Source organism: Pacificispira spongiicola (assembly GCF_012926505.1).
GTDB lineage: Bacteria > Pseudomonadota > Alphaproteobacteria > UBA8366 > Aestuariispiraceae > Pacificispira > Pacificispira spongiicola.
On sequence record NZ_JABBNT010000004.1, the window covers coordinates 309,647 to 333,490 of the forward strand.

At 58.6% G+C, this 23,844-nt stretch carries 19 protein-coding genes; 16 read left to right on the forward strand and 3 right to left on the reverse strand.

Going from position 1 to position 23,844, the window contains the following annotated elements; translation table 11 throughout:
- Window positions 1–9: 9 nt before the first annotated feature.
- On the reverse strand, window positions 10–1,005 hold the full coding sequence (locus HH303_RS14480) for an alpha-ketoacid dehydrogenase subunit beta (RefSeq protein WP_169626086.1): 996 nt from the start codon (window positions 1,003–1,005) through the stop codon (window positions 10–12).
- A gap of 52 nt (window positions 1,006–1,057) precedes the next feature.
- A complete protein-coding gene (locus tag HH303_RS14485) occupies window positions 1,058–2,053 on the reverse strand; it encodes a thiamine pyrophosphate-dependent dehydrogenase E1 component subunit alpha (RefSeq protein ID WP_319637420.1) in 996 nt (331 codons plus the stop codon).
- A 631-nt stretch (window positions 2,054–2,684) separates the two neighbouring features.
- Here HH303_RS14485 and HH303_RS14490 point away from each other — a divergent pair.
- The 10 genes from HH303_RS14490 to gph all read left to right on the forward strand — a co-directional run bounded on the left by HH303_RS14490 (window position 2,685) and on the right by gph (window position 13,972).
- Complete coding sequence (locus tag HH303_RS14490) at window positions 2,685–3,542, forward strand: MurR/RpiR family transcriptional regulator (RefSeq protein ID WP_227421861.1); 858 nt, start codon at window positions 2,685–2,687, stop codon at window positions 3,540–3,542.
- A 398-nt stretch (window positions 3,543–3,940) separates the two neighbouring features.
- Window positions 3,941–5,467, forward strand: coding sequence for an extracellular solute-binding protein (locus HH303_RS14495; RefSeq protein WP_169626089.1), 1,527 nt, complete (start codon window positions 3,941–3,943; stop codon window positions 5,465–5,467).
- Window positions 5,468–5,555: 88 nt separating this feature from the next.
- The gene (locus HH303_RS14500; protein WP_169626090.1) at window positions 5,556–6,536 is read left to right on the forward strand and encodes a carbohydrate ABC transporter permease; all 981 of its coding nucleotides are present in this window, start codon (window positions 5,556–5,558) and stop codon (window positions 6,534–6,536) included.
- A 14-nt stretch (window positions 6,537–6,550) separates the two neighbouring features.
- On the forward strand, window positions 6,551–7,429 hold the full coding sequence (locus HH303_RS14505) for a carbohydrate ABC transporter permease (RefSeq protein ID WP_169626091.1): 879 nt from the start codon (window positions 6,551–6,553) through the stop codon (window positions 7,427–7,429).
- Window positions 7,430–7,481: 52 nt separating this feature from the next.
- Window positions 7,482–8,570, forward strand: a complete 1,089-nt coding sequence (locus HH303_RS14510; RefSeq protein ID WP_169626092.1) for an ABC transporter ATP-binding protein — start codon at window positions 7,482–7,484, stop codon at window positions 8,568–8,570.
- A gap of 49 nt (window positions 8,571–8,619) precedes the next feature.
- Window positions 8,620–9,195 (forward strand): hypothetical protein, encoded by a 576-nt coding sequence (locus tag HH303_RS14515; protein ID WP_169626093.1) that lies wholly within the window; start codon window positions 8,620–8,622, stop codon window positions 9,193–9,195.
- Window positions 9,196–9,274: 79 nt separating this feature from the next.
- Complete coding sequence (locus HH303_RS14520; RefSeq protein ID WP_169626094.1) at window positions 9,275–10,825, forward strand: FGGY-family carbohydrate kinase; 1,551 nt, start codon at window positions 9,275–9,277, stop codon at window positions 10,823–10,825.
- Window positions 10,826–10,857: 32 nt separating this feature from the next.
- The gene (locus HH303_RS14525) at window positions 10,858–11,412 is read left to right on the forward strand and encodes a VOC family protein (RefSeq protein WP_227421835.1); all 555 of its coding nucleotides are present in this window, start codon (window positions 10,858–10,860) and stop codon (window positions 11,410–11,412) included.
- Between the two features lie 79 nt (window positions 11,413–11,491).
- Window positions 11,492–13,291: an NAD(P)/FAD-dependent oxidoreductase gene (locus tag HH303_RS14530; protein WP_169626095.1), complete on the forward strand. Its 1,800-nt coding sequence runs from the start codon at window positions 11,492–11,494 to the stop codon at window positions 13,289–13,291.
- Window positions 13,292–13,324: 33 nt separating this feature from the next.
- Window positions 13,325–13,972, forward strand: a complete 648-nt coding sequence (gene gph, locus HH303_RS14535; protein WP_169626096.1) for a phosphoglycolate phosphatase — start codon at window positions 13,325–13,327, stop codon at window positions 13,970–13,972.
- A 10-nt stretch (window positions 13,973–13,982) separates the two neighbouring features.
- On the opposite strand, the gene HH303_RS14540 is transcribed toward gph, so the two are convergent.
- Window positions 13,983–15,356, reverse strand: coding sequence for an aminotransferase-like domain-containing protein (locus HH303_RS14540; protein ID WP_169626097.1), 1,374 nt, complete (start codon window positions 15,354–15,356; stop codon window positions 13,983–13,985).
- A gap of 311 nt (window positions 15,357–15,667) precedes the next feature.
- Here HH303_RS14540 and HH303_RS14545 point away from each other — a divergent pair, with 311 nt between their 5' ends.
- From HH303_RS14545 to HH303_RS14570, 6 genes are read left to right on the forward strand one after another with little or no spacing between them, the layout of a single operon-like run.
- Window positions 15,668–16,987 (forward strand): hydroxymethylglutaryl-CoA reductase, degradative, encoded by a 1,320-nt coding sequence (locus tag HH303_RS14545; RefSeq protein WP_319637421.1) that lies wholly within the window; start codon window positions 15,668–15,670, stop codon window positions 16,985–16,987.
- Window positions 16,988–17,017: 30 nt separating this feature from the next.
- Window positions 17,018–18,010, forward strand: coding sequence for an ABC transporter permease (locus HH303_RS14550; RefSeq protein ID WP_169626098.1), 993 nt, complete (start codon window positions 17,018–17,020; stop codon window positions 18,008–18,010).
- 48 nt (window positions 18,011–18,058) lie between these two features.
- Entirely contained in the window at window positions 18,059–19,072 is a 1,014-nt protein-coding gene (locus HH303_RS14555; RefSeq protein WP_169626099.1) for a sugar ABC transporter substrate-binding protein, read from the forward strand.
- Window positions 19,073–19,091: 19 nt separating this feature from the next.
- Window positions 19,092–21,209: an ABC transporter permease gene (locus HH303_RS14560; RefSeq protein WP_169626100.1), complete on the forward strand. Its 2,118-nt coding sequence runs from the start codon at window positions 19,092–19,094 to the stop codon at window positions 21,207–21,209.
- The gene (locus HH303_RS14565; RefSeq protein ID WP_169626101.1) at window positions 21,206–22,312 is read left to right on the forward strand and encodes an SMP-30/gluconolactonase/LRE family protein; all 1,107 of its coding nucleotides are present in this window, start codon (window positions 21,206–21,208) and stop codon (window positions 22,310–22,312) included. The genes HH303_RS14560 and HH303_RS14565 overlap by 4 nt, the downstream gene beginning before the upstream one ends.
- Window positions 22,309–23,808, forward strand: a complete 1,500-nt coding sequence (locus tag HH303_RS14570; RefSeq protein ID WP_169626102.1) for a sugar ABC transporter ATP-binding protein — start codon at window positions 22,309–22,311, stop codon at window positions 23,806–23,808. The genes HH303_RS14565 and HH303_RS14570 overlap by 4 nt, the downstream gene beginning before the upstream one ends.
- Window positions 23,809–23,844: the final 36 nt, after the last annotated feature.

Here is a 23,844-nt window from a genome sequence, read left to right on the forward strand (position 1 = left end):
GCCCCTTGCTCAAGCGACGAGATCGGCGTGCAGGACGCGTTTCACGACCTCGACGATGTTCTCTTTTTGAGGAACAGACGCCTGTTCCAGCGCCAGATTGAAGGGGATCGGCGTGTTCATGCCGCCCAACACCGTGACCGGGGCATCCAGGTCGTAGAACGCCTCTTCCTGAATGATGGAGGCGATGTCCGACCCGACCCCGCCGCGCCGGACGGCTTCCTGCACGATGACGCAGCGATTGGTCTTCGCGACAGATTTCAAGACCGCCTCGCGGTCCAGCGGGACCAGGGTACGGGGATCCAAGACCTCGGCGGATATCCCTTCGGCGGCCAGGGCCTCGGCGGCTTCCAGCGTGCGCGGGATCATGTTCGACCAGGCGATCAGCGTGACGTCGGTGCCTTCCCGCTTGATGTCGGCCTTGCCGAATTCGACGATTATTTCGCCGTCCGGCACATGGCCCTTGGTCATATAGAGATGCTTGTGTTCCAGGAACATCACCGGGTCCGGCTGACGCAGCGCATATTTCAGCAGACCCTTGGCATCGTAAGGCGTGGAGGGCATGACGACGCGCAGGCCCGGAATATGGTAGAATAACGCTTCCAAGCTTTGCGAGTGCTGCGCCGCGACGCCGCCGCCGGTACCGCCCTGGGTGCGCAACACGAAGGGCACGCGTCCCTCGCCGCCGGTCATCAGGCGAAACTTGGCGGCCTGGTTGACGATCTGGTCCATGCCCAGCATGGCGAAGTCGATATAGAGAATCTCCACAACCGGTCGGGCCCCCGCGATCGCCGCGCCGACCCCGACGCCGATCATGCTGGCTTCGGAAATCGGGGTATCGCGAACCCGTTTCGCACCGAATTCGGCAAGCAGGCCTTCGGTAACCTTATAGGATCCGCCGCGTTCGGCGATGCCTTCACCAATGACGAAGACCTCGGGGTTGCGCGTCATCTCTTCGTGCAGAGCCTCACGCAGCGCATCCCGGTACATGATTTCCCGGTCAGACATCGTTTCCTCCTGGATTTTTCCGTGCTTCTTTTGGGCGCTCGGCCCGGCCGGATCAGTATTCGCTGACGAATTCGCGGAATTCCTCGACCGTGATCTCGCCGGCGTTCTTGGCGGCTTCCACGGCGTCGGCGAATTCCTTCTCGATCGCTTCCTCGATTTTTCTGACCTCTTCGGCGGACATGCCGCCCATGGTGATCAGGTTTTCGCGGGCACGGTCGACGGGATCGCGGGCCTTGTAATAGGCGAGACGCTCCTCCGGCATGTATTTGCCGGGGTCGTTTACATGGTGACCGCTGTGGCGGAACGTCTTCGCCTCGATCAGCACGGGCCCTTTACCGGCACGGCATTTTTCCACGGCGTCGCTCACGGTTTGATACACCAGCAGCGAATCGTTGCCGTCGATCTGGACGCTGTCCACGCCGATCGCCAAACCGCGTTTGTACAAATCCGGCTCGCGCGTCGACTCCTCGATCGTCGTCGACACCGCATATTGGTTGTTCTCGATGATGAGGATGAAGTTCAAATCCCAGATCGCCGCGAGGTTCAGGGCCTCCAGGAAGGTGCCGTTATTGGTCGCGCCGTCCGTGGTGAACGTAATCGTCACCGCGTCCGATCCGCGGACCTGATTGGCCAGCGCGGCGCCGACACCCAAGGGCGTACCGGCCCCCACGATGCCGTTGGCGCCCAGATTGTTCTGGGTGATGTCGGCGATGTGCATCGACCCGCCGTACCCTTTACAATAGCCGGTACGTTTCTGCAGCAGTTCGGCGACCATTCCGTCGATCGACGCGCCGCGAGCGATACAATGGCCGTGGCCCCGGTGGGTCGACGCGATGTAGTCGCGATCTTCCAACGCGGCACAGGCGCCGGTCGCGATGCCTTCTTCGCCGAGATAGGGGTGGAAATACCCACGGATCAGACCCTGACGGTATAGCTTGATCCCTTCGGATTCGAAGTTTCGGATCTTATAGGCCGTCGTGAAAAGATCTTGCAGGAGTTCTTTGGGCGGGACGTTCTGCTTCCGTCTCGCGACCGCTTTTTTTGTCACTGGAGCGTTCTCCCTACACACTCGATTGTTCTGTGTCGGTTTTCCCGACGTTGCGCAGAGTTTAATCACGGTGATTTCGGCAAGTAAAGAAATTTTCACCATTTTTGGAGAAATGGCGATTTGACCCCAAAAATGAGGAAGAAATTTCCGAAATACGGGATTGATAGGTCGGCGAAATGGCTGTGCGGGAAGTGGTTGGAATAGGGAAAAAATTATAACATTTTGTTTTTTAACGAGAAACTACAATAGAGAAGATTCTGATCACGGTAGGGCAAGGGTGCGAGAAGTTCGGGCGTTCCAAGAAAGACATTTTCAGGACGCAGTATCCGCTAGATGAAATTGCAAGTACGCCTTGTGTTGTGAAAAAAATTCCAGCCGTGTTGCTGGGGAAGCCGCGTCGTTTCCGGATATCCGTGAGGGAAGCCTCTAAGGAGGGAGGGGATGGCGGGGAATAGAAAAATTCCTAAAAATCAATCTGATAGGCGGGCACATCCAGCGACGGACGACGGTATGTCCTTGATTATGGTGAAAAAATTTTACTCTATTTGTTTGATCTTATGACAGAATTTCGGGATTATACTCGTCTGCGGCGTATGCGTCGGGAGTTTCAGGAGGCAATATGATTGACGGGATGGGCATTGTCGCCCGTATTCAACAACGGTATCCCGACCTACGAAAATCCGAGAAGACCGTCGCAGATTATCTCTGTGCCCATTCGGATAGCCGGCTCGAAATGTCCATTACCGAGCTTGCCAATACGCTTGGCGTCAGTGAGGCGACGGTCAGCCGTTTCACCCGTGCGCTTGGCTATCGCGGGTATTCCGAAATGAAGCTTGCGCTGGCCTCGGAAAGCAGCGCCGGTCGACAATTCGTGAACATTCCGACGACCATGCACGAAACCGATTCGCTGATCGAAATCAGTCAGAAGCTCTATGGCGCACTGAGTTCGAGTATCGGCGAAAGCCAAAAACACTTGGATTTCGAAGCGGTACAGAGCGCGGTGACCCAGGTGCTGAAGGCGGAGCATGTGTTGTTCCTGGGGGTTGGCGGCGCCGCGTCCGTCTGTGAGGAAGCCGCGCATTTGCTGCTGAAATCCGGCATTCAGACAACGGTTCATCGCGACGGCTATACGCAACTGGTCGCCACGACGACGGTGGATGAAACTTTTACCGTGTTCGGCATCTCCCATACCGGAACGACGGATACCGTCGCGCGATCTCTGGCCTTAGCCCGGGAACGAGGATCGAAAACCTTCGCCATTACCAGCGATCGCGACTCGGCCGTCGCCACGGCCGCGGAACATGCCCTCATCACGTGGCATCACGGCCCGCCGCAAGTACCTCTATATGGGGACTTCCTCGAAGGTCGGATTTGCCAGATGTATATTATTTATCTGATTTATCTGGGTGTCCTGTTCCAGTCCGGCGGTTCGGCAAAGCAGTGCCTGAACGATACGGCGGAAAATCTGAAACAACATTTCATGCGTTAAAGCCGCTGTCCGGCCGGTAAAAGGGGCGCTTCCGCGCCCAGTGGGGTTCTGGGAAATATCCAAAGCCACCCAGAATTCCGGCGGGAATAGCGCCCGCCGGTGAATAGGCTGAAAAATTCCATCTTTTTCGACTGGTTTCAGGGCCTTGCGGCGGCGGTCGTGAAAGATTTTTCCTTATATCCGTGTGTGAACAAGCGGCAAAACACCTTCGATTTTCCCGACTTTATAACCCAAAAGCCTTGGGATTCGGGCGTTTCGTAGAGAGAAAAATATTCCACCATTTCTTTCTATTGACACCGTGAAAGCAACATGGTGAAAATTTTCCACAGATCAATCGGCACCAGACGGAAAGATCAGCGGGCTGCTTTGGTCATAAAAAATATAAATGGGAGGAATGAATGTTTTATGCACCGAAGAATGCGCTGCACCGTAAGGTGTCGCGCCGGAAATTCCTCGAACTCGGCGGCGGCGCGGCGGGCGCTCTCGGCGTCGGCTCGATGGCTGTCGGTTTGGGGACCACGATCACCCGCCGACCTGTTTACGCGGCTTCGTCGGAAGAGGCCAAGTGGCGGCAGTATGAAGGCACGAAGCTTGTCTTCATGTCGGAAAACACACCCCCGTCCTTTGCGATCCGCGATAATATCAAGGCCTTCTACGATAAAACCGGTATCGAAGTTGAAATCATCACCGACGGTCTGCCGGTGGTGCAGCAGAAGATCGGCATCGATCTGCGCAGCGGTAACTCCGATTTCGCCTTGAACTATGTTCAGGACAAGCCGATCGGGGCGCCCTTCGCGGACTTCTTCGCCGACCTGACGCCGTTGATCGGCGACGATACCCTGCCGCAGGATCCGGAAGGTGTGGACCGCGATGCGTGGTTCCCGAACTTCCGCGACGCGTGCGGTTTGTACTACGACAGTGATCGCTTGATCGCTCTGCCATATGACTCCGCCGTGGCCTGCACCTTCTATCGTCAGGACCTGTTCGAAAAATACTCGAAGCTCTTCGAACAGGAATACGGCTATCGGATGGAATACACCGCCGATACGACGTGGCAGAACGTTCTGGATTTCGCGACCTTCTTCAAGGCGCTGAAGGAATCCGGGGAAGACGTTCCTTACGGGTATGCCCAGCACAACGGTTCGTTCGCCTGGACGACCCAGTTGGACATCCAGCGGCTGCAATTCGCTAACGGCCGGTGGACGGATTTCGATGTCGACGACAAGTTGGGGTCTCGGGAACCGGGGCCGACGAACTGGGGCGACGAACAGTCCATCCTGATCATGGAAAAGCAGAAAGCCCTGGGCGACGTCAGTCACCCGGACAATCTGGCCAACGGGACACTGGAACTGAATACCGTTTACCAGTCCGGCCAGATTGCCATGCAGGTCCAGTATCACGAATTCGCGGCATCGGTGGAAAACCCCGAAACCTCCGTGGCGGCCGGTGGGCGTACCGGATACGGTCCATGCCCGAAAGGCGTTCCGGAATGGATCGTCAACGGCGGCCCGGCGGTTAACGGCACCAACTGCGGTATCGGCGGTATCGGCATTAACGGCAATGCCTCCGACGATGTGAAGCGCGCGGCGTATATCTTCTCGATCTGGGCGACGTCCCGCGACACCCAGTTCAACGTTCTGAAAGGTGTCGGCGGCACGCCCACCCGGAAGTCCGTCATGGATATCCCGGAAGTTCAAAAGGCGCGTCAGCGCCCGACGGACATGCCGAACGCGCTGACCTTCGATGCTGTCTACGATTATGGCATCAAGGACCCGCATTTCGTGCTGGGACCGAAATTCCCGGAAGCCAACGAATACCACAATATCGTTGCCGCCGAGATGCAGTCCTGCCTTGCCGGTCGGACCACGGCCGAAGAGACCTGCAATCGGATCAAGGAGCAGATCGACAATCTGAACGGCGTCTAACCTCGCGAACTGACCTGCCGTACGGCGTTGCGCCGTACGGCAGGGATTTTCTCGATATACGACGTTTTTACCGGACAGGTCTGCGATCATGCTGATTGAAGCGAAGACATCGTTCGTGACCGTGGATGAAGACCACGATTACGCGGCGCGTACGATCGATTATGAACCCGAAAACCGGAACACGGCGCCGCGCCGCCGATTCCATCTGTATCTGATGCTGCCGGCGATCATCACCCTGGCGGCGATTACGATCTATCCGTTCTTCTGGCTTATTTACATGAGTCTCCACAAGATCGTGATCGGCGGCGCGGACCGTTGGGTCGGCCTGAAAAACTACGCGGGGCTGCTGACCGACGAAAAGAATATTCAAGGCTGGCTGATGCTCGCCAAATATTCCGGTCTCTGCCTCAGTTTCGAAATTCTTGTCGGGGTCCTGCTTGCCGTCATCCTGAACAACAGCCGCTTCGAAAAGGTATTGGTGACGCTTGTCCTGATGCCCATGATGATGTCGCCGGTCGTTGCCGGTCTGCTATGGTACTATCTCTACAACGGCACATTCGGCTGGTATCACTGGCTGTTCCAGAGCCTGGGCCTGCTAGGGGAAACGTCGATCCTGGCGGATTACGGCAGCGCCTTGTGGGGTGTCGTCATCGTCGATATCTGGCAATGGACTCCGCTGATCACACTGATCGCGCTGGCCGGTCTGAAACGCGTGCCGCGCGATCAGGTCGAGGCGCATATGGTCGACGGGGCCGGTCCGATCCGGAACTTCTTCGCCATTTCTCTGCCGAACATCTATCCGTTCCTGCTGATCGGCATCCTGCTGCGGTTCATGGATAACTTCCGCTTCATCGATCACATCCTGGCGATGACCGGCGGGGGACCCGGCAACTCCACACGAATTCTACCAGTCTATCTCTTCGATGTGTCGTTCCAGTTCTTCAAACTGGGCCGCGGCGCGGCAATCGCCTTCACGCTGCTGGCCGTGACAATCATCCTCGGCATGATTCTTGTGCGGGTCTTTGAAAACCCCGCGCAGAAGAAGGCCCTGGCGAACCAAAAAGACTGACGAGGAGATAAGGCATGGCTTCCCGCGATATCGTTCAATACGACACCGGCCTTTCCCGTCTTCTGTCGGTTTTGGCTAAAGTTTTCCTGGCCGCATATGTGGTTTGGACGATCCTGCCGTTCGTGATCATGATCGGCTCGTCGATGAAGGACCTGTTGCAGGCCTTCACCCTACCGGAGGTTGGGGATTGGGCCGGCACGTCCGCGCTGGTCCATTTCACACCGACCTTCAAGCACTATGTCGCTCTGTTTACCGAGGAATCCTTCGGAACCTATTTGAGCAACAGTCTGCTTGCCTCCGTCGGCTCCGCTTTGTTGGCGGTCATCCTTGGCACGTCCTGTGCCTATTCCATGTCGCGCTACGAATTCCGCGGCAAGAAGGATTTGCTGTTTTGGATCATTTCCACCCGAATGGCGCCGGTCGTTGCGGTGATCGTGCCGCTCTACGCCATCTTCCGAAATTTCGGGTTGGTCGGGACGATTCCCGGTCTGATCCTGGCCTATACGACATTCAATCTGCCCTTCGCGATTTGGATGCTTAAGGGCTTCTTCGACAACGTTCCCTATGCGGTGGAAGAAGCGGCGCAGTGCGATGGGGCCACCCGATTCCAGGCGACATTGATGATCCTGCCGCTGGTGGCGCCGGGCATCGGCGCGTTCCTGGTGTTGTGCATCCTGTTCGCGTGGAACGACTTCCTGTTCGCGACAATCATCGGAAGCGGCGCGGCCAAAACCCTGCCTGCGGCCACAAAGGAATTGGTCCAGCCCCAGAATGTGCAGTGGGGCAAGATCATGGCGGCCGGCGTGGTGACGACGGCCCCGATGATGCTGCTCGGGCTCCTGATCCGCCGATATCTGGTCGCGGGTCTGACAATGGGCGCCGTGAAGGAATGACACGCTGCCCGCTTCGTCCGGGCGCAAGCGAAATTAAGAAGGTAATGAGCTAATGGTCGCGCTGAAAATTGAGAATGTATGGAAGTATTACGGGGACACCGTCGCCGTGCGGGATTTGAACCTGGAATGCGACGATGGAGAGTTCGTTTGCATGCTGGGCCCGTCCGGGTGCGGAAAGTCGTCGACCATGCGGATGTTGGCGGGGTTGGAGCATATCTCGTCGGGCGACATCCTGTTGGGGGATCGTCGGATCAACGATCTGGCGCCGAAGGATCGCGATATCGCGATGGTGTTCGAAAACTACGCCCTCTATCCGCATAAAACCGTCGCGGAAAATATCGGCAATCCGCTGCGCCTTGCGAAGGTCGCGAAGCACGAAATTCGAAAGCGCGTTCAGGAAGCCGCGGATTTGTTGGAGATCGGGCATCTTCTGGACCGGAAGCCGATGGAGCTCAGCGGCGGTCAGAAGCAACGTGTCGCCATCGGTCGCGTGATCGTTCGTCAGCCGCAGATCTATCTGTTCGACGAACCGATTGCGCATTTGGATGCCAAGCTGCGTGCGCGCATGCGGTCCGAATTAAAGCACCTGCAACAGCATCTCGGCGTGACGACGGTCTATGTGACGCACGATCAGCTGGAAGCCCTGTCGATGGCGGATCGGATCGCGGTCATGCATGAAGGCGTGTTGCAGCAATTCGGCACACCGGCGGAAATCTACTCGAATCCGGTGAATGCCTGGGTTGCCGGTTTCGTCGGCGAACCGGCGATGAACCTGATCGCCTGTTCCTGCGCGCAGGAAGGCAATGCGGTGAATCTGATGCATGACGGGTTCAAGATCACGCTCGACGACCGATTGGCGAAAGCCGCGCTGTCGAGCGGCGAACGCGACCTTCGGCTCGGCGTCAGGCCTGAGAATGTGCGCCTGACCGCCGATCCGGATGACGGCATGATCGCGGGTACGGTTTTCTCCCGCCAATTGCTGGGCAGCGACATGTTGGTCGATGTCCTCAGCGGGGGCGATCATATTCGTGTCAGGACGGATCCAAAATCTCCCTTCGAAGCCGACGAAAAGTGCTACGTTTCGTTCGACTTCGATCATGCACATCTATTCTCGGCGGAAACCGGGATTTCCATCGTCTGACGGGGAGTGCGGACGGCATGATCGGATTGGCGACGCGATGATTGGGAAAATGGCGGATAAACGGAGTGACATCCGACCGGCGGTGGACCTGTTCCACGAAGTTCGGCGCTATCGCTATCTGTCGGATGGCGTGCGCGATCCGCTGACCATTGCCGATCGCCGCGCCGGGTCCTGCACCGGCAAGCATCTTCTGCTGAGAGACCGGCTGCGTCAGGCGGGCTTCAAGGCGGATGTCGAAACGGTCAGGGGCGACTTCGCCGCCGGGATCCCCGTACATCCCGGCATGTCGGCCGAATTACGCGAGATGGTGCAAGAGGCGGGGGTCGACGACTTCCACAACTATGTCGTCCTGCGGATGGAGGACGGTCGGACCCTCCGTCTCGATGCAACCTGGAATGATGCGCTTCGTCCCTTTGGCTTTCCGGTCAACGATCGGTGGCACGGTGAAGGAGACACCGCGATTGCGCTGGAGCCGCAGGCGTCCTTGGGCGTCCGCGAGGATGTCGTCGCTTTCAAGAAAGACTGCCTGGACCAATTGCCCCGCGCAAATTTGGCGCGTCGGGCACGGTTCCTGGAATTGTTGAGCGAATGGATTTCGGAGGTCGATGAAATGACGACCGGATAAGCCGCCGAAGAACGGCATCCGGGACGTATCAAAACAAACCGCACAATGCGGATAACAAACGTCCTGAAGGGGAGGATAAATGGAAAGAGCGTTTATTGGGATCGATGCCGGGACGACCGGTTGCACGGTCATGGTATTCGATCCGAAAGGCAAATGCCTCGGTCACGGATACAAGGAATATCCCACGATTTCGCCGCGTTCGGGATGGAACGAGCAAAACCTCGACGCCGTCTGGGACGGTATTTGCGAGGCCAGCAAAGCGGCGATCGCGCAAGCGAATTTACCGGCGGAAGCCTACAAATCGGTCGGCGTTTCAAGCCAGCGCGGCACCGTTTGTTTGCTGGACAAGGACAAGAAGCCGCTCGCCGACAGTATCGTGTGGAACGATGCGCGCGCGGTGGAACAAGCGGACCGCATCGGCGAAAGCCTGCCGCCTGAAGAACACCACGATCATACCGGCATGCAGCTCAGCCCGCTATGGACGGCCTCCAAAATCGCCTGGCTGCGCGACAAGAAGCCGGATCTGTTCGAGAAGATCGCGTGGTTCGCCAATGGTCAGGAATATTTCCTGCACCGCCTCGGTGCCGAAAAATGGGAAACCGATCCGGCGTCGCTCACGCTCAACGGCATGATGGATATTGCGAAGCTGGATTGGTCCGACCGTATCCTGGAATTATGCGGCATCGACCGCAGCCGACTGCCGCCGGTCGGGATTCCGACCGGTTTCGTCGGGACGGTATCCAAACAGGCATCCGTGGAAACGGGTATCCCGGTCGGTGTGAAACTGTGCCGCGGTGCCGGGGATCAGCAATGCGCGGCGATCGGGGCGGGCGTGATCCGTCAGGGGCTGGCGGAATTCACGGTCGGTACCGCCGCAGTGATGGTGGCCCATCTGGATTCGCTGGACCTGATCAAGGGGCGGAACCTGTGGTGGGGCGGTCATGGTGTGCCGAACCATTGGAACATCGAAGGGGCGGCGTTCAGCCTTGGCGCCTGCCTGAAATGGTGGCGCGACAACCTCGGCAACGACGACATCCAGAAAGCCCATAAGGAAGGGAAAAGCCCGTTCGCCGTGATGGTGGACGAGGCGGGCGAGGCCAAGCCCGGCGCGTCCGGTTTGTTGTTCCATTCCTTCCTGTCCAGCCAGGTGACGCCGTATTACGACGCCTTCGCCCGGGGCGGCTATCTGGGGCTCGGTTTGCATCACAATCGTCAGGATCTGATCCGGGCGATGCTCGAAGGATGCGCCAACGAGATGAAGATGGTGGTCGATGCCTTCGACAGCGATATCGAGGGCGGCGTCACCGAATTGCGGCTGACCGGCGGTGGGACCAAGAGCCCTGGCTTCGTTCAGATCATGTCGGATGTGTTCGGACGTCCGGTTCATGTGACCTCGGAACGCGAATGCACCGTTCTCGGTGCCGCGATCTTGGGGGCGGTCGGTGCCGGTGAATTCACCGACGTGTCTGAAGGGGTGGGCGAGATGGTGCACCTCGAAAGCTCGTTCGAACCCAATCGCGATCTGGCCGTGCTTTATACCGAACAGCACGGAATCTATCGCGATTTCTATGAGGCGATGGCCAAGGGCTCGTATGAGAAGCTCAACGCCTTTGCCAACAAGTACTGCTGACGCAGACACCTATAAAACAGGAGGAAACGATTATGGCTATGCCAGGAATGCGCGGAATGGAACATATCGGCTTCACGGTTCCGGATATCAATGAAGCCTGCACGTTCTTTGAAGAAATCCTCGGGGCGGAAACCCTTTACACGGCCGCCACGGATTTCCGTGTCGATGACAGCGATTGGATGACCGAACACCTGAACGTCCACCCCCGTTCGGTGATCACCGAATTCCGCTATCTGCGTTGCGGGAATGGCACCAACTTGGAGGTATTCGAGTATCGGGCGCCAGACCAGGACAAGACGCCACCGAAAAACAGCGATGTCGGCGGTCATCACCTCGCGTTCTATGTCGATGACATGGATGAGGCGATCGCCTTCTTGAAGTCGAAAGGCGTGAAGGTCCTGGGCGACCCGACATCCTATACCGAAGGGCCGAATCTCGGGCTCACCTGGTGCTACTTCATGGCACCCTGGGGGCAACAGCTGGAAATCGTGTCCGCCCCGAAGGGAACCGTCTACGACAACGACGCCAAGAAATCGGGCAAGACGCGCCTATTCAATCCGGCGAATGTTGCGGAAACCACGCTTTAAAGACGTGCAGGCGATGCCGCGGCTCTATTGAGGGCGGCGGCATCGCGCCCGTGCGGGATACATACAATGGGAGGGCGTTATGCCTGATACGATTATCGACAGCCCGGCCGCGACCATCGTCGCGGATTTGGGGAAAGCGCTGGAAAGCGGCGATATCGACCGTGTCATCGACCTATTCCAGGACGATTGCTACTGGCGGGACCTCGTCAGCTTCACCTGGAACATCAGCACGATGGAAGGCAAGGATGCGATCAGCGATATGTTGACCGCGCAGCTTGCCGGTATCAAACCGGCAGCGTTCCAACTGGATCCGAAAGAATCGGTGGATGAAGCCGATGGGGTGGTAACGGCCTGCATCACCTTTGAAACCGATCTGTGCCGGGGCTATGGCATGGTGCGCGTCAAGGACGGCAAGATCTGGACGCTGCTGACCGGCATGGCCGAATTGAAAGGGTTCGAGGAAACGCTCGGTTTCAACCGCCCATTCGGTGTGAAGCATGGTTCCGACCGAAGCCGCACGACGTGGGTGGAAGAACGCGAAGAAGAGCAGCGAACGCTGGGATACAGCAAGCAGCCCTATGTGGTGATCGTCGGCGGCGGTCAGGGCGGTATCGCCTTGGGCGCCCGATTGCGGCAACTCGGCGTGCCGACCTTGATCGTGGACAAGAACGACCGTCCCGGAGACGCCTGGCGCAACCGCTATAAATCCCTCTGCCTGCACGATCCGGTTTGGTACGATCACCTGCCGTATATGCCGTTTCCGCCGACATGGCCGATCTTCACGCCGAAGGACAAGATCGGCGATTGGCTGGAAATGTATACGAAGGTCATGGAATTGAATTACTGGACCCGCACGTCTTGCAAGAGCGCGTCCTATAATGAGGCCAAGGGCGAATGGACGCTGACGGTCGATCGCGATGGCGAAGAAGTCGTCCTGAAACCAAAGCAATTGGTGCTGGCGACCGGCATGTCGGGCAAGCCGCGCATGCCCGACTTCCCCGGCATGGATCGCTTTAAGGGCGATCAGCATCATTCGTCCAAACATCCGGGGCCGGACGCCTATAAGGGCAAGAAAGCCGTTATCGTCGGGTCCAACAATTCGGCGCATGATATCGCCGCCGCCCTGTGGGAAGCCGGGGCGGATGTCACGATGGTCCAACGCTCCTCCACCCATATTGTCCGATCGGACTCTTTGATGGAACTGGGCATGGGGCCGCTTTATTCGGAGCAAGCGACGGCCAACGGCATGACCACGCAGAAGGCGGATATGATCTTCGCCTCCGTGCCGTATGCGATCATGCATACGTTCCAGAAGCCCGTTTACGACAATATCCGGAAGCGCGACGCCGGCTTTTATTCGGCCCTGGAAAAAGCAGGATTCGAACTTGATTTCGGCGACGACGAATCCGGCCTGTTCATGAAATATCTACGCCGTGGGTCCGGATACTATATCGATGTCGGCGCCTGCCAGTTGGTCATCGACGGCGAAATCAAGATTGCCCATGGCCAAGTGTCGGAAGTGGTCGATGACGGAGTCGTGCTGGACGGTGGCGAGAAACTTGAGGCGGATTTGATCGTCTACGCCACCGGCTATGGCTCGATGAACGGCTGGGCGGCCGATCTTATCGGTCGCGACGTGGCCGACAAGGTCGGGAAGTGCTGGGGCTTGGGCTCCGGAACGACCAAGGATCCCGGACCCTGGGAAGGGGAGTTGCGTAATATGTGGAAGCCGACCCAGCAAAAGGCGTTGTGGTTCCATGGCGGCAACCTGCATCAGTCCCGGTTCTATTCCCATTATCTGGCGCATCAATTGAAGGCGCGGATGGAGGGGCTGCCGACTCCCGTATATGGTATGCGCGAAGTTCATCATTTGAGTTGAGGAAGCGGCGGTTTCCCGTCGTTGCTGGGGCCTATGGACGTTTCGATCGTTTTCGACCTGGACGGCACGCTGATCGACAGTGCGCCGGACATTCAAGGCATCGCCAATGGGCTGTTGGCGCGCGAAGGGGCGGAACCGATCAGTCTGGCGGAGACGCGGGCGTTCATCGGCGATGGGGCGGCGGTTTTCGTTGCCCGCATGCGGGCCGCGCGGGGGATTGACGAAGCATCTCAAGACCGGTTGCTGGCGGATTTCACCGGGACCTACGAAACCGCCGTAACGCTGACCCATCCGTATCCCGGTGTTCCGCAGGCTCTAGCCGACCTTCGGAATGCCGGGGCACGGCTTGGGGTTTGCACCAACAAGCCACTTAGACCGACGCGCGCTGTGTTGGCGCATCTGGGACTGTCCGATTTCTTCGAAATCGTTCTGGGCGGCGACAGCTTGCCGGTCCGGAAACCCGACCCCGCCCCGCTGTTCGCAGCGTTTGACGCGTTGGGCGGCGGACGGCGGGTCTATGTCGGGGACAGTGACGTCGACGCCGAAACAGCATCGCGGGCGGCAGTCACCTTTTTCCTGTTCACCGAAGGCTACCGAAAAAGCGCCGTCGAAGACCTGCCGCATACGGCGAAATTCGATGCCTTCGCCGACCTGCCGAATTTGATCCGGTCGATGAAATAGTCGGCTAATGCTACAGTAGTTTCTGGAGTTCGCGGCACAGGAAGTCGTAGAAACGCGGCGATTCCGCCCAGGCGATATTGACCCGCATACCGGACCGGTTCGGTTTCCTGTCGACGCAGAAAAGGCTGCCCGGCGCCGTGAAGATGCCTTCGCCCATGGCTTGACGGGCCAGGTGCATATCGTCGATCCCGGATGGGAAACGCAGGTAGACATAATATCCCCCGGTCGGTGTCGACAGGGTTGAAAGGCCCGTCCGCTCCAAATTCTGCGTTACCACGTCCGTGGCCCGTCGAACGCGCTGAGCAAGACGCTTTAAGTGGCGATGATAGTGACCGTCGATCATGAGCCCGTGGACGAGACGCTCGACATAACTGGAACTGTTGACGCTGGTCAGCATCTTCAATTCGGCCAGGGAGGCGATGATGTCGGGCCTAGCGGCGACATATCCGCAGCGTAGACTGGCGGACAGTGTCTTGGAAAAGGTGCCGATGTGGATCACGTTCTGCAATTGATCGAGTTGCGCCATGAATGGCCCGTCCACAGTCGGTAGGTCCAGGAACGGTTCGTCTTCCACCACGACAAAACCATGCTGTTCTGCCAGCGTAAGGACTGCATGAGCGGTTGGCAGCGTTATCGATCCGCCGGTGGGGTTATGTGCAAGCGATTGGGTGAAAAAGATTTTTGGGCGTTCTCGCTCCGCCTTTTCTCGCAAATCGTCAATGTCCGGACCAGACGCCAGCCGACTCACGCCGACCATGCGGATCTGCGAGAGCTTCAGCTTCGCGAACAGGGGATAGTATCCCGGATCATCCACCAGAACTGTATCCCCGGGCAGAAGCAGACGGCGGATTATCAAGTCGAGCGCGTGATTGGCACCAAAGGTTAAAAGTATCCCGTCGGTCCCGACTTCAACGCCCCGGTCCATATAGTTCATCGCCAACCTGTCCCGAAGACCGGGGTAGCCCATCGCCGAACCGTATCCGTCCTCCCGGGATGCGGCAGGAAGCTTGAAGCGACCAAGATGACGCTGAAGCTCTGATTCTTCTGTCCAGGAGGCGGGGGGGCGGCCGTCGCCGACCCGGATTGAGAAGTTCTGTTCAAGTTGTGCACTCAACAGCGACGCGATGTCGACGGCCTCTGCTACATGTTGGGAGTGATCGGATGCCAGTTGAGTGTACCTATTGGCGACCGTAAACCCATACCCGGTCCGTGATGAAATCAGACCCGCTGAAACCAACCGGTCATAGGCTTCCACGACAGTGTTTTTCGAAACTTCATATTCCTCTGCGGCTCGCCGAATGGATAGAAGACGGCTTCCCGGCTCCAAGAGGCCGCTCTCGATTCGTTTGGTGATCTTATCAACGATGGTTTCGGTTAGTGTCATATATATCACGTAATATCAGAATGTTAGATCGGTTTGCGGTCTTGCCTTACGGGCCCTTTCATAAAGAATGCGCTGCATGATCCATATTTCCCCGTGCCCGAAAGTTCGAAAACGCAGACCTATTAATATATCGGATTATCCGTCGTTGCGCCCCCTTCTGGCAAGGAATGTTATGGTGCGATGCGGTATTCTGTAATGGATACGGTAAGGATACATTTATTTAAACTGTACCTTGCAGTAGAAGGTGAGGTCGGTGTCAGATCGATGTCAACGTCGCCGGAACCAATCCGGTGCAGGGTAGGGAGGACAACGTGATCGTTGGCACCGATGCGGAAAAACCGCGCCGGGCGGTAAATTCGCGGATCGCTGGGTTTCGCGATCTCGAACCGTCGGAACGACTTCAAAAACTAGCTGAAATCGCCGGTCTGAGCCAATCGGATACCCATGCGCTACGGGGCGGTGGCGCTCTGCCGCTCGCTCTGGCGAATGGAATGATCGAAAACGTCGTCGGGACGTTCGACCTACCAATCGGCGTGGCGACAAATTTCACGATCAACGGTCGCGATTACCTGATTCCCATGGCGGTGGAGGAACCGTCGGTGGTCGCTGCGGCGTCCTACATGGCGAAAATCGCCCGAGACAATGGCGGATTCCGTACCTCCAGCACCGATCCGGTTATGATCGCCCAGGTTCAGGTCTTGGGTACGAACGATCCGAATGGCGCTCGCCAACGGATTTTGGAGCGCCGAGACGAAATTGTCGCGACCGCGAATGAGAAAGACAAGGTCCTAGTCGGACTGGGTGGCGGTTGCCGGGATATCGAGGTGAATGTCTTCGAGACGACGCCTGTCGGCCCGATGGTGATCGTGCATCTGCTGGTCGATGTTCGCGACGCGATGGGCGCAAACACCGTCAATACCATGGCGGAAGGCGTCGCGCCGATGGTCGAGGAACTCGCCGGCGGACCGGTTCGGCTTCGCATTCTGTCGAATCTCGCGGACCGGCGGTTGGCCCGGGCCCGGATGGAACTATCCATCGACTCGCTGGCGACCGGGGAATATTCGGGCGATCGCATTGCCCAAGGCATCGTTGAGGCTTGCGCCATGGCCATCGTCGACCCGTACCGCGCCGCGACTCACAACAAGGGGATCATGAACGGTATCGATCCTGTCGTCGTCGCGACAGGAAACGATTGGCGAGCGATTGAAGCCGGGGCTCATGCCTGGGCCGCTCGTGCCGGCCGCTATACCTCCCTAACGCGCTGGGAGATTTCCGGTGTCGGTACGCTGGTGGGCTGCATCGAAATGCCAATGGCTCTGGGTCTTGTGGGCGGGGCAACCCGCACCCATCCGGCAGCTCAGGCATCGCTGGCGCTGTTGGACGTTCGATCGGCTCAAGAATTGTCGGAAATCGCCGTCGCGGTCGGACTCGCACAGAATATGGCGGCGCTGCGTGCGCTGGCCAGCGAGGGGATTCAGCGCGGCCACATGACACTGCATGCGCGGAACATCGCCATCGTCGCCGGAGCCACCGGCAATCAGATCGAAATTGTGGCTGGCGAACTGGCTGAAAGTCAAGATGTGCGCGTCGACCGAGCGAAGGAAATCCTTCGCCGTCTGACGGGCGAGTAGAATCAGGACGGGATAGGGAAGGCACGTCCCATGCGATCCTTGGCACCCGGTCCGGCGTCTCTCGTGAAGAGTCAGGAAGGCATCGTCTTCTTGCTGGCGCTGCTTGCCTTCCTCGCTTTCGCGTTGTTCCTTCCGGCGTTCTTCAGTGCGGGGAACCTTCTAACGCTGGTGCGTAGCGTGTCGATCCTCGGCATCCTGGCCCTCGGCATGGCTTTGGTTGTGGTCGGACGCGGGATTGATGTGTCGATGGTCGCGACCATGGTCGTCTCCGTTTCCTGGGCATTCGCTCTGTCCCGATCTGGATATCCTTTAGAAGTCGCGCTGTTGATCGGCGCCGGGTTCGCGTTGCTGACCGGCATCATCATCGGCTTCGCCGTAGCAGTGGGCGAGGTGCCGCCGATCTTTGCCACCCTAGCCGCTGGGTCGATCATTTATGGCCTGGGACGTACGTTCTTTTTCACCCTGGAGATGCAGAACGTCCCGCCGGGCGAGGATTGGTTCGCGCTCATCGGTCAGGGGCGAATACTCGGTATTCCGGTCACGGTCGTCGCCTTCGCGATGCTATGCTTCGTTGCCCACATTCTGTTGAGCCGCACCCGCTTCGGCTGGCAGCTCTATGCGATGGGCAACAATCCGGAGGCGGCTAAGATCACCGGCGTGCCCTTTCGCCCGATGGTGGTCGCGCAATACGCGATCAGCGCCTTTGTTGCCTTCGGGGCGGGGCTGATCCTGGCGTCCTCGGCCTCGGCGATCAATGCGCGGCTCTACAATTCGACCTTCATCTACGACATCTTGCTGGTCGTTGTCCTGGGTGGCATCGGTTTGAACGGCGGGCACGGGAAAATCCGCAACGTCATCCTTGGGACCATGTTCGTCGGCATCCTTTTGAACGGCATGACGATCATGAACATCCCCTTCACGGTCCAGAACCTGGTGAAGGGCGTGGTGCTGCTGTTCGCTATCATCATCGATTCACTGGTCAACCCGCGCGACGAACAGACGTCGCAGCAAGGGGACCTGTGACAAACACACACATCAAAAACGGTTAACGAAAAAAGAGGGAGGAACGTTATGAGTAAGTCGCTACTGATTAAACTGATGGCCGTTGCCTGGGTCGTCTTTGTTCCATTCGCCGCACAGGCCCAGAACAAAGGGCTCGAAAATCCACGCAGCACAGCCTTCCACGGAGAGTTGGAAGGAAAGAACGTGGTGTTCCTGCCGCTGTCCATGGGCTTCGATCTGACCGAAGGCTGGGCCGCAAAGATGCGTCAGCAGGCGGAACGTTTGAACTACAACTTCGAAATTCGGGATCCTGCGTGGAGTACAGACGCCGGAACGCGCGCGTTGCAATCCTTGATCGGAGAAAAACCCGACCTGATCGTTGCCCACAATCCGGATATTCAGTCCTATGCCCGCCTTTTGGCTCGAGCCCAGGCGGAGGGGATCAAAGTCATCCAAATCAACCTGGAATCAAATACCCAGACGGACTCGTATGTCGGGGCCGACTGGACGGAAATTGGGCAGCAGGCGGCGTTGGCCGTCGTCGATCGCTGCGCCGAAGGTAAAGGCGTTTCCAGTAAGGTCGCGATCGACACCGGCGTTCCGACGGCCGCGTCGGATGTTTTCCAGTTGGACGGAATCTACCGCGTGCTGGATCAGCATCCTGAAATCGAAGTCGTTTCGCAGCAGGCGACGGAATACAATCCGGAAAAGGCGCGAGCCATCATGGAAACCGTGCTTCAGCAGCACCCGGATCTGTGCGGGGCGATCGGTATATGGGACAACCAGGACACCGGAACGGCCTCCGCCATTCAACAGGCAGGAAAGGGCGATCAGGTCTTCCTGGTGACCAGCGGTGGCGGCAACATGGTCGGTTGCGAGAATGTCTCAAAGGGGTTGTTCAGCCTCTACATCAGTTACAACGTGCCGCTTCAGGGCGACATTCTGAATGCGGAAATCGCACGATTGCTGCGATCCGATGCGGATGCCGGGGAAATGAAGGCGATGTACTTCAACCCGTTGACGCTGATCACCAAGGACGATGTCAACCAGCGTAATTGCTGGACTCTCGAAGACCTGCAGTAAGCACGGGCACGTAAGGATCATGGCCGTCAGCGATATGCTTCTCCGGCTTCGGTACCGGATTGTCCCGGACCGGCTGTTCGGCGAACTCCTGACCAAGAGCTGGATCGACAACGTCATTCCGGTGCTTGTGCTGGCGGTCACTGTTTTGGTGATGACCGTCCTGATCCCCGGCTATCTCTCGACCGGGAACATGGCGGATTTGGGCCGGCAGGTTGCCGAGTTCGGGCTGATCGCGATCGCGCTGACGATCGTGATCCTGTCCGGCGGGATCGACCTGTCGGTCGGGTCCGTGTTCGCGCTGACCGTCTTGACCGCGTTGGTCTGCATGAACGTGTTGGGCGTGCCCATCGGTGTCGCTTTGGCCGCGACCCTGGGCGTCGGACTGGTGTGCGGTCTGTTGAACGGGGTGCTGGTCGGGTACCTGCGGCTACGCGCCTTTATCACGACCTTGGTTACGTTGGTTATCTTCCGGGCGATCTACGACATCGTCTTCCCGAAGCTGGCCAGCGCCATTGTCGCCAGCATGCCGTCGTCGTTCCTGTGGGATTACATTGGTTTCGGTAACGTCGTCGGTATTCCGATATCGTTCCTGATCTTCGTCGCGATCGCGCTGGTCGTACATATCGTGTTGTCAAGGATGCGGCCCGGTTGGCGATTGCGGGCCGTCGGTGGGGCGCGACGGTCCGCCTTCAATGCTGGCATCAATGTGAAGCTGACGGTTTGCATGGCCTATGCGGCGTCGGGTGTTCTCACCGCGATGGCGGCATTCCTGTTTTCCGCCCGATTGGGTAGTACCGGCGCCGATACTGGAATCGGGTTGGAAATCGTGATCCTGACCGCGGTCGTGCTGGGTGGGGTTTCCCTGGGCGGCGGCCGCGGGTCCGTCGGCGGCGCGATTATCGGGACAGTGCTGGTGCTGATTCTAAGCAACAGCCTGATCCGGATGGCGGTACCCGGCTCGCTCAACCAGTTGATCCTGGGCGTGGTTTTAGTCGCGGCGGTTCTGTTCGATGTGAAATGGGTCAAGAACCGCGGCAAGATCTTGAGCAAGGTCTACGTCTCGCCCACCTATCTGGCGCTCAAGGAGCGCCCACGGGTCGCGGAAGATCCGGTGCTGGCCGTGAACGACCGACTGGGCGATGCTCAGCAGATCGGTGTCGGTGCGGTCGAGGGGCCCGAAGACGTCATTCTAGATCGGGATGGAAATCTCTATACCGGGACGCGTCACGGCAATATCGTGCGCTTCTTCGCACCGGACTACAACACGCACGAAATCTTTGCGCGGGTCGGCGGGCACCCGCTTGGGCTGGCCTTTACGCGGGATGGAGATCTTGTCACGTGCGTCGGGGGCATGGGGGTTTATCGGGTGACCCCGGATGGAACCGTCCACAAGGTGACGGACGAAACCAACCGCAGCGCCCTGTCGATCATCGACGATTCCCGATTGCGCCTGCCGGATGATCTCGATATCGCGCCGGACGGCCGGATTTTCTTCAGTGAGGCCACAATTCGCTACGAGATGTCGGAATGGGCGGTGGACGCGCTGGAAGGCCGCGGCAATGGTCGTTTGCTGTGCTTCGATCCGAAGACCGGGACGACGCGGACTCTGCTGCGTGGCCTCGTCTTCCCGAACGGGATCACGGTCTGCCGCGACGGCCAGTCGCTTCTGTTCGCCGAAACCTGGGCCTGCCGCATTATGCGCTATTGGTTTGACGGACCGAACAAGGGCAAGCGGGAAACCTTCGTCGACAACCTTCCCGGCTATCCCGACAACGTCAACCGCGCGTCCAATGGCGGCTATTGGGTGGCACTCTTGGGCATGCGTACGAAAACATTCGATCTGGCCATGAGAAAACCCGGTTTCCGGCGTCGCATGGCGAAGCGCATCGCGGCGGATGAATGGCTGTTTCCCAACATTAACCGGGGGTGCGTCATTCGGATGACGGCGGACGGGACGATTACGGATTCCTATTGGGACGCGGACGGGGAGAAACACCCCTCGATCACCTCCATGCGGGAGCATAAGGGCTATCTTTTCCTTGGTGGGGTGTCGAACAACCGGATCGGGCGTGTGCGCATCGCCGACGCGGATCCGGATTGGACAGCACCGGACGATTATTGGGGGGATGCGGAATGAGCGGCCTGATCACATCCCTCATGCGGAACCTGCTGGGGTACAGCGATACGGGCATCAGCATTCCGCCGATGGATAATATGTTCAAACCGAACAATCGGTTGGAAGCGGCAAAGATCGTCACCCGGATTGACGGGCTGGACGATATCGCCCCGACGACGGACGGTTTTTTGTGCAGTGCCCGTGACGCTCTCCTTCGCGTGTCGCTCGGCCCGGATGGTGCGCGGGTGGAAAAACTCGACCGGCTCGACGGGGCGATTACTTTCCTGGCCGCGCGTGCGGATGGGGAACTTGCCTTGGCAACGGAAAAGCGCGGGTTGCGCATCGGCCGCCCCGGCGCGTGGCGCTCGGTGGAACTGCCGGAGGATCAGGCACGTTGCCTGACCGCCGGTTGTTTCCTACCGGATGGTAGTTTGACGCTCTGCGTCGGATCTGTGCGAAACCCGGCATCCGCCTGGAAGAGGGATTTGATGCAGCATGGTGCGTCGGGCTGTGTCTTTTCCATCGCGCCGGACTGCGGTTCCGTCCGGATGTTGGCGGATGGACTGGGGTTCCCCTATGGGATCGTGTCGTTGGAAGATGGGGCGCTGGCGGTTAGCGAAAGCTGGCGGCATCGGGTGCTGAGAGTAGAAACCGAAGCGAAGAGCGTGCGTCCCGCGCCGATGCTGTCGAATTTACCCGCCTATCCGGCGCGGATCGCTCCGTCGGCGGAGGGCGGATATCTATTGGCTCTGTTCGCCCCTCGCCGGCAGCTCTTTGAAATGATTCTGATCGAGGACGAATACCGGATGGAGATGATGGAAACGATCGATCCGTCCGAATGGGTCGGTCCGGACCTGCGCCAAACGGACGATCCGGATCAGCCGTTGCAACAGGGTTCCGTCCGCCAAATGGGCATTCTGAAACCGTGGGCCCCGTCGCGGTCCTATGGGCTAGTGGTGCGGTGCGATGCGTCGATGACGCCGGTGGAAAGTTGGCATAGCCGCGCGGACGGCACGCGCCACGGCATCACCGCGACCTGTGAAAGAGGTGGTGTTGTCTTTGCGGCATCCAAAGGGGCGGGGGAGCTGTTGCATCTGTCGGACGAAAGGGAGGGCGCGCAATGACCGATGTTGTTGCCTTTCGCAACGCGACCAAATCCTTTCGCGGCAACCCCGCCGTCAAGAACGTGGATTTCACCCTGCGCAGGGGTGAGGTCCACGCCCTGCTTGGCGAAAATGGGGCAGGGAAGTCGACCTTGACCAAGGTTCTGGCCGGGCTTTATCCCCTGACATCTGGCGAAATGCTGATGGACGGCAAGGCCGTGTCCTTTGCCTCGCCCGCCGAGGCAATGGAAAACGGCGTCGCGATGGTGTTCCAGGAGACAAACCTGGTCCCCTCTATGACCGTCGCGCAGAATATCTTCCTAGGGGACGAAAAATTCTTCAACCGCATTCGCGGGATCAACATTCAGGCGCAACAGCATCTTCAACGAATGAGCTTTCATGTTGAGCCGACGGCCCTCGTCTCCGGTTTGGGCGCGGCGAAGAAGCAGATGGTGGAAATCGCGCGCGCCGTCCATCACAAGGCGCGAATCTTTATCTTCGATGAGCCGACGGCGACCCTGACGCCGGAAGAAAAACAGCATTTTTTCGACCTGATGGACCGGCTAAAGGGAGAAGGGGCGTCGATCATCTTCATCTCTCATGCGCTGGAGGAGGCGTTAAGTGTCGCCGACAGGATCAGTATCCTCCGTGACGGGGAATTGGTTGTGACGGACGATGCCGGGGCCTTCAGCCGGGAGTCCATCATTCAGGCCATGGTCGGGCGTCAGTTGACCGGCGAGCTTTATGGGGAGGGGGGACGCCAGCGCGTTGCCCGCAAGCCGGGGGAACGGGTGTTGGCAATCGAAAACCTGTCCATGGGGAAGGTCGTGCGCAATGCGACTTTGTCGGTCTTTGCCGGTCAGGTCACGGGGCTCTTCGGTCTGGTCGGAGCCGGCCGGACGGAGATGATGAAGATCGCCGCCGGGGTTCTGAGACGCGATTTTTTTCATGGTGGGGTGGTCCGCCTGAATGGCGTGCCGGTCCGTTTTCGCGTGCCGCGTCAGGCGGTCAGCCGAGGCATCGCCTACGTGACGGAAGACCGGAAGTACGACGGTCTGTTCACCACCATGGGGGTGATGCAAAACGTCTATCAGGGAAAGCTTGCCCGCGGTTCCAACCCCGTTGAGTTCGTGCGGATGGAGGATGTTCAGCACCAGGCCCAGGAATGGATAGAGCGCCTGAATGTGCGGGCCATCGGCGGCGACGCCAAAGTGGTTGAACTGTCCGGCGGAAACCAACAAAAGGTGGTGATCGCTAAATCCCTGATCCAGGAACCGTCGGTCGTCATTTTTGACGAGCCGACCCGCGGCGTCGATGTCGGCGCGATTGCGGAAATTCATCAAACGATCGAGCGTCTGGCCGATGCCGGTGCGGCGATCGTCGTCATATCGTCCTATTTACCGGAAATCCTCAATCTGTCAGATCGCATCCTTGTCGCGCGCCAGGGCCGTATCGTCGAGGAAATGATGATCGAGGAAGCGACCGAAGAGAAGATTATGTACGCGGCTGTGCATTAGTGTCGGTGGGGTGCCGTGTATCTGAATAGCCCGTAA

What these genes read in the sequence shown, in the direction of transcription:
- HH303_RS14480 (WP_169626086.1), bottom strand. Translation starts at nt 1,005, where the DNA reads ATGTCTGACCGGGAAATCATGTACCGGGATGCGCTGCGTGAGGCTCTG.
- HH303_RS14490 (WP_227421861.1), top strand. Translation starts at nt 2,685, where the DNA reads ATGGGCATTGTCGCCCGTATTCAACAACGGTATCCCGACCTACGAAAA.
- HH303_RS14495 (WP_169626089.1), top strand. Translation starts at nt 3,941, where the DNA reads ATGTTTTATGCACCGAAGAATGCGCTGCACCGTAAGGTGTCGCGCCGG.
- HH303_RS14500 (WP_169626090.1), top strand. Translation starts at nt 5,556, where the DNA reads ATGCTGATTGAAGCGAAGACATCGTTCGTGACCGTGGATGAAGACCAC.
- HH303_RS14505 (WP_169626091.1), top strand. Translation starts at nt 6,551, where the DNA reads ATGGCTTCCCGCGATATCGTTCAATACGACACCGGCCTTTCCCGTCTT.
- HH303_RS14510 (WP_169626092.1), top strand. Translation starts at nt 7,482, where the DNA reads ATGGTCGCGCTGAAAATTGAGAATGTATGGAAGTATTACGGGGACACC.
- HH303_RS14515 (WP_169626093.1), top strand. Translation starts at nt 8,620, where the DNA reads ATGGCGGATAAACGGAGTGACATCCGACCGGCGGTGGACCTGTTCCAC.
- HH303_RS14520 (WP_169626094.1), top strand. Translation starts at nt 9,275, where the DNA reads ATGGAAAGAGCGTTTATTGGGATCGATGCCGGGACGACCGGTTGCACG.
- HH303_RS14525 (WP_227421835.1), top strand. Translation starts at nt 10,858, where the DNA reads ATGGCTATGCCAGGAATGCGCGGAATGGAACATATCGGCTTCACGGTT.
- HH303_RS14530 (WP_169626095.1), top strand. Translation starts at nt 11,492, where the DNA reads ATGCCTGATACGATTATCGACAGCCCGGCCGCGACCATCGTCGCGGAT.
- gph (WP_169626096.1), top strand. Translation starts at nt 13,325, where the DNA reads ATGGACGTTTCGATCGTTTTCGACCTGGACGGCACGCTGATCGACAGT.
- HH303_RS14540 (WP_169626097.1), bottom strand. Translation starts at nt 15,356, where the DNA reads ATGACACTAACCGAAACCATCGTTGATAAGATCACCAAACGAATCGAG.
- HH303_RS14550 (WP_169626098.1), top strand. Translation starts at nt 17,018, where the DNA reads ATGCGATCCTTGGCACCCGGTCCGGCGTCTCTCGTGAAGAGTCAGGAA.
- HH303_RS14555 (WP_169626099.1), top strand. Translation starts at nt 18,059, where the DNA reads ATGAGTAAGTCGCTACTGATTAAACTGATGGCCGTTGCCTGGGTCGTC.
- HH303_RS14560 (WP_169626100.1), top strand. Translation starts at nt 19,092, where the DNA reads ATGGCCGTCAGCGATATGCTTCTCCGGCTTCGGTACCGGATTGTCCCG.
- HH303_RS14565 (WP_169626101.1), top strand. Translation starts at nt 21,206, where the DNA reads ATGAGCGGCCTGATCACATCCCTCATGCGGAACCTGCTGGGGTACAGC.
- HH303_RS14570 (WP_169626102.1), top strand. Translation starts at nt 22,309, where the DNA reads ATGACCGATGTTGTTGCCTTTCGCAACGCGACCAAATCCTTTCGCGGC.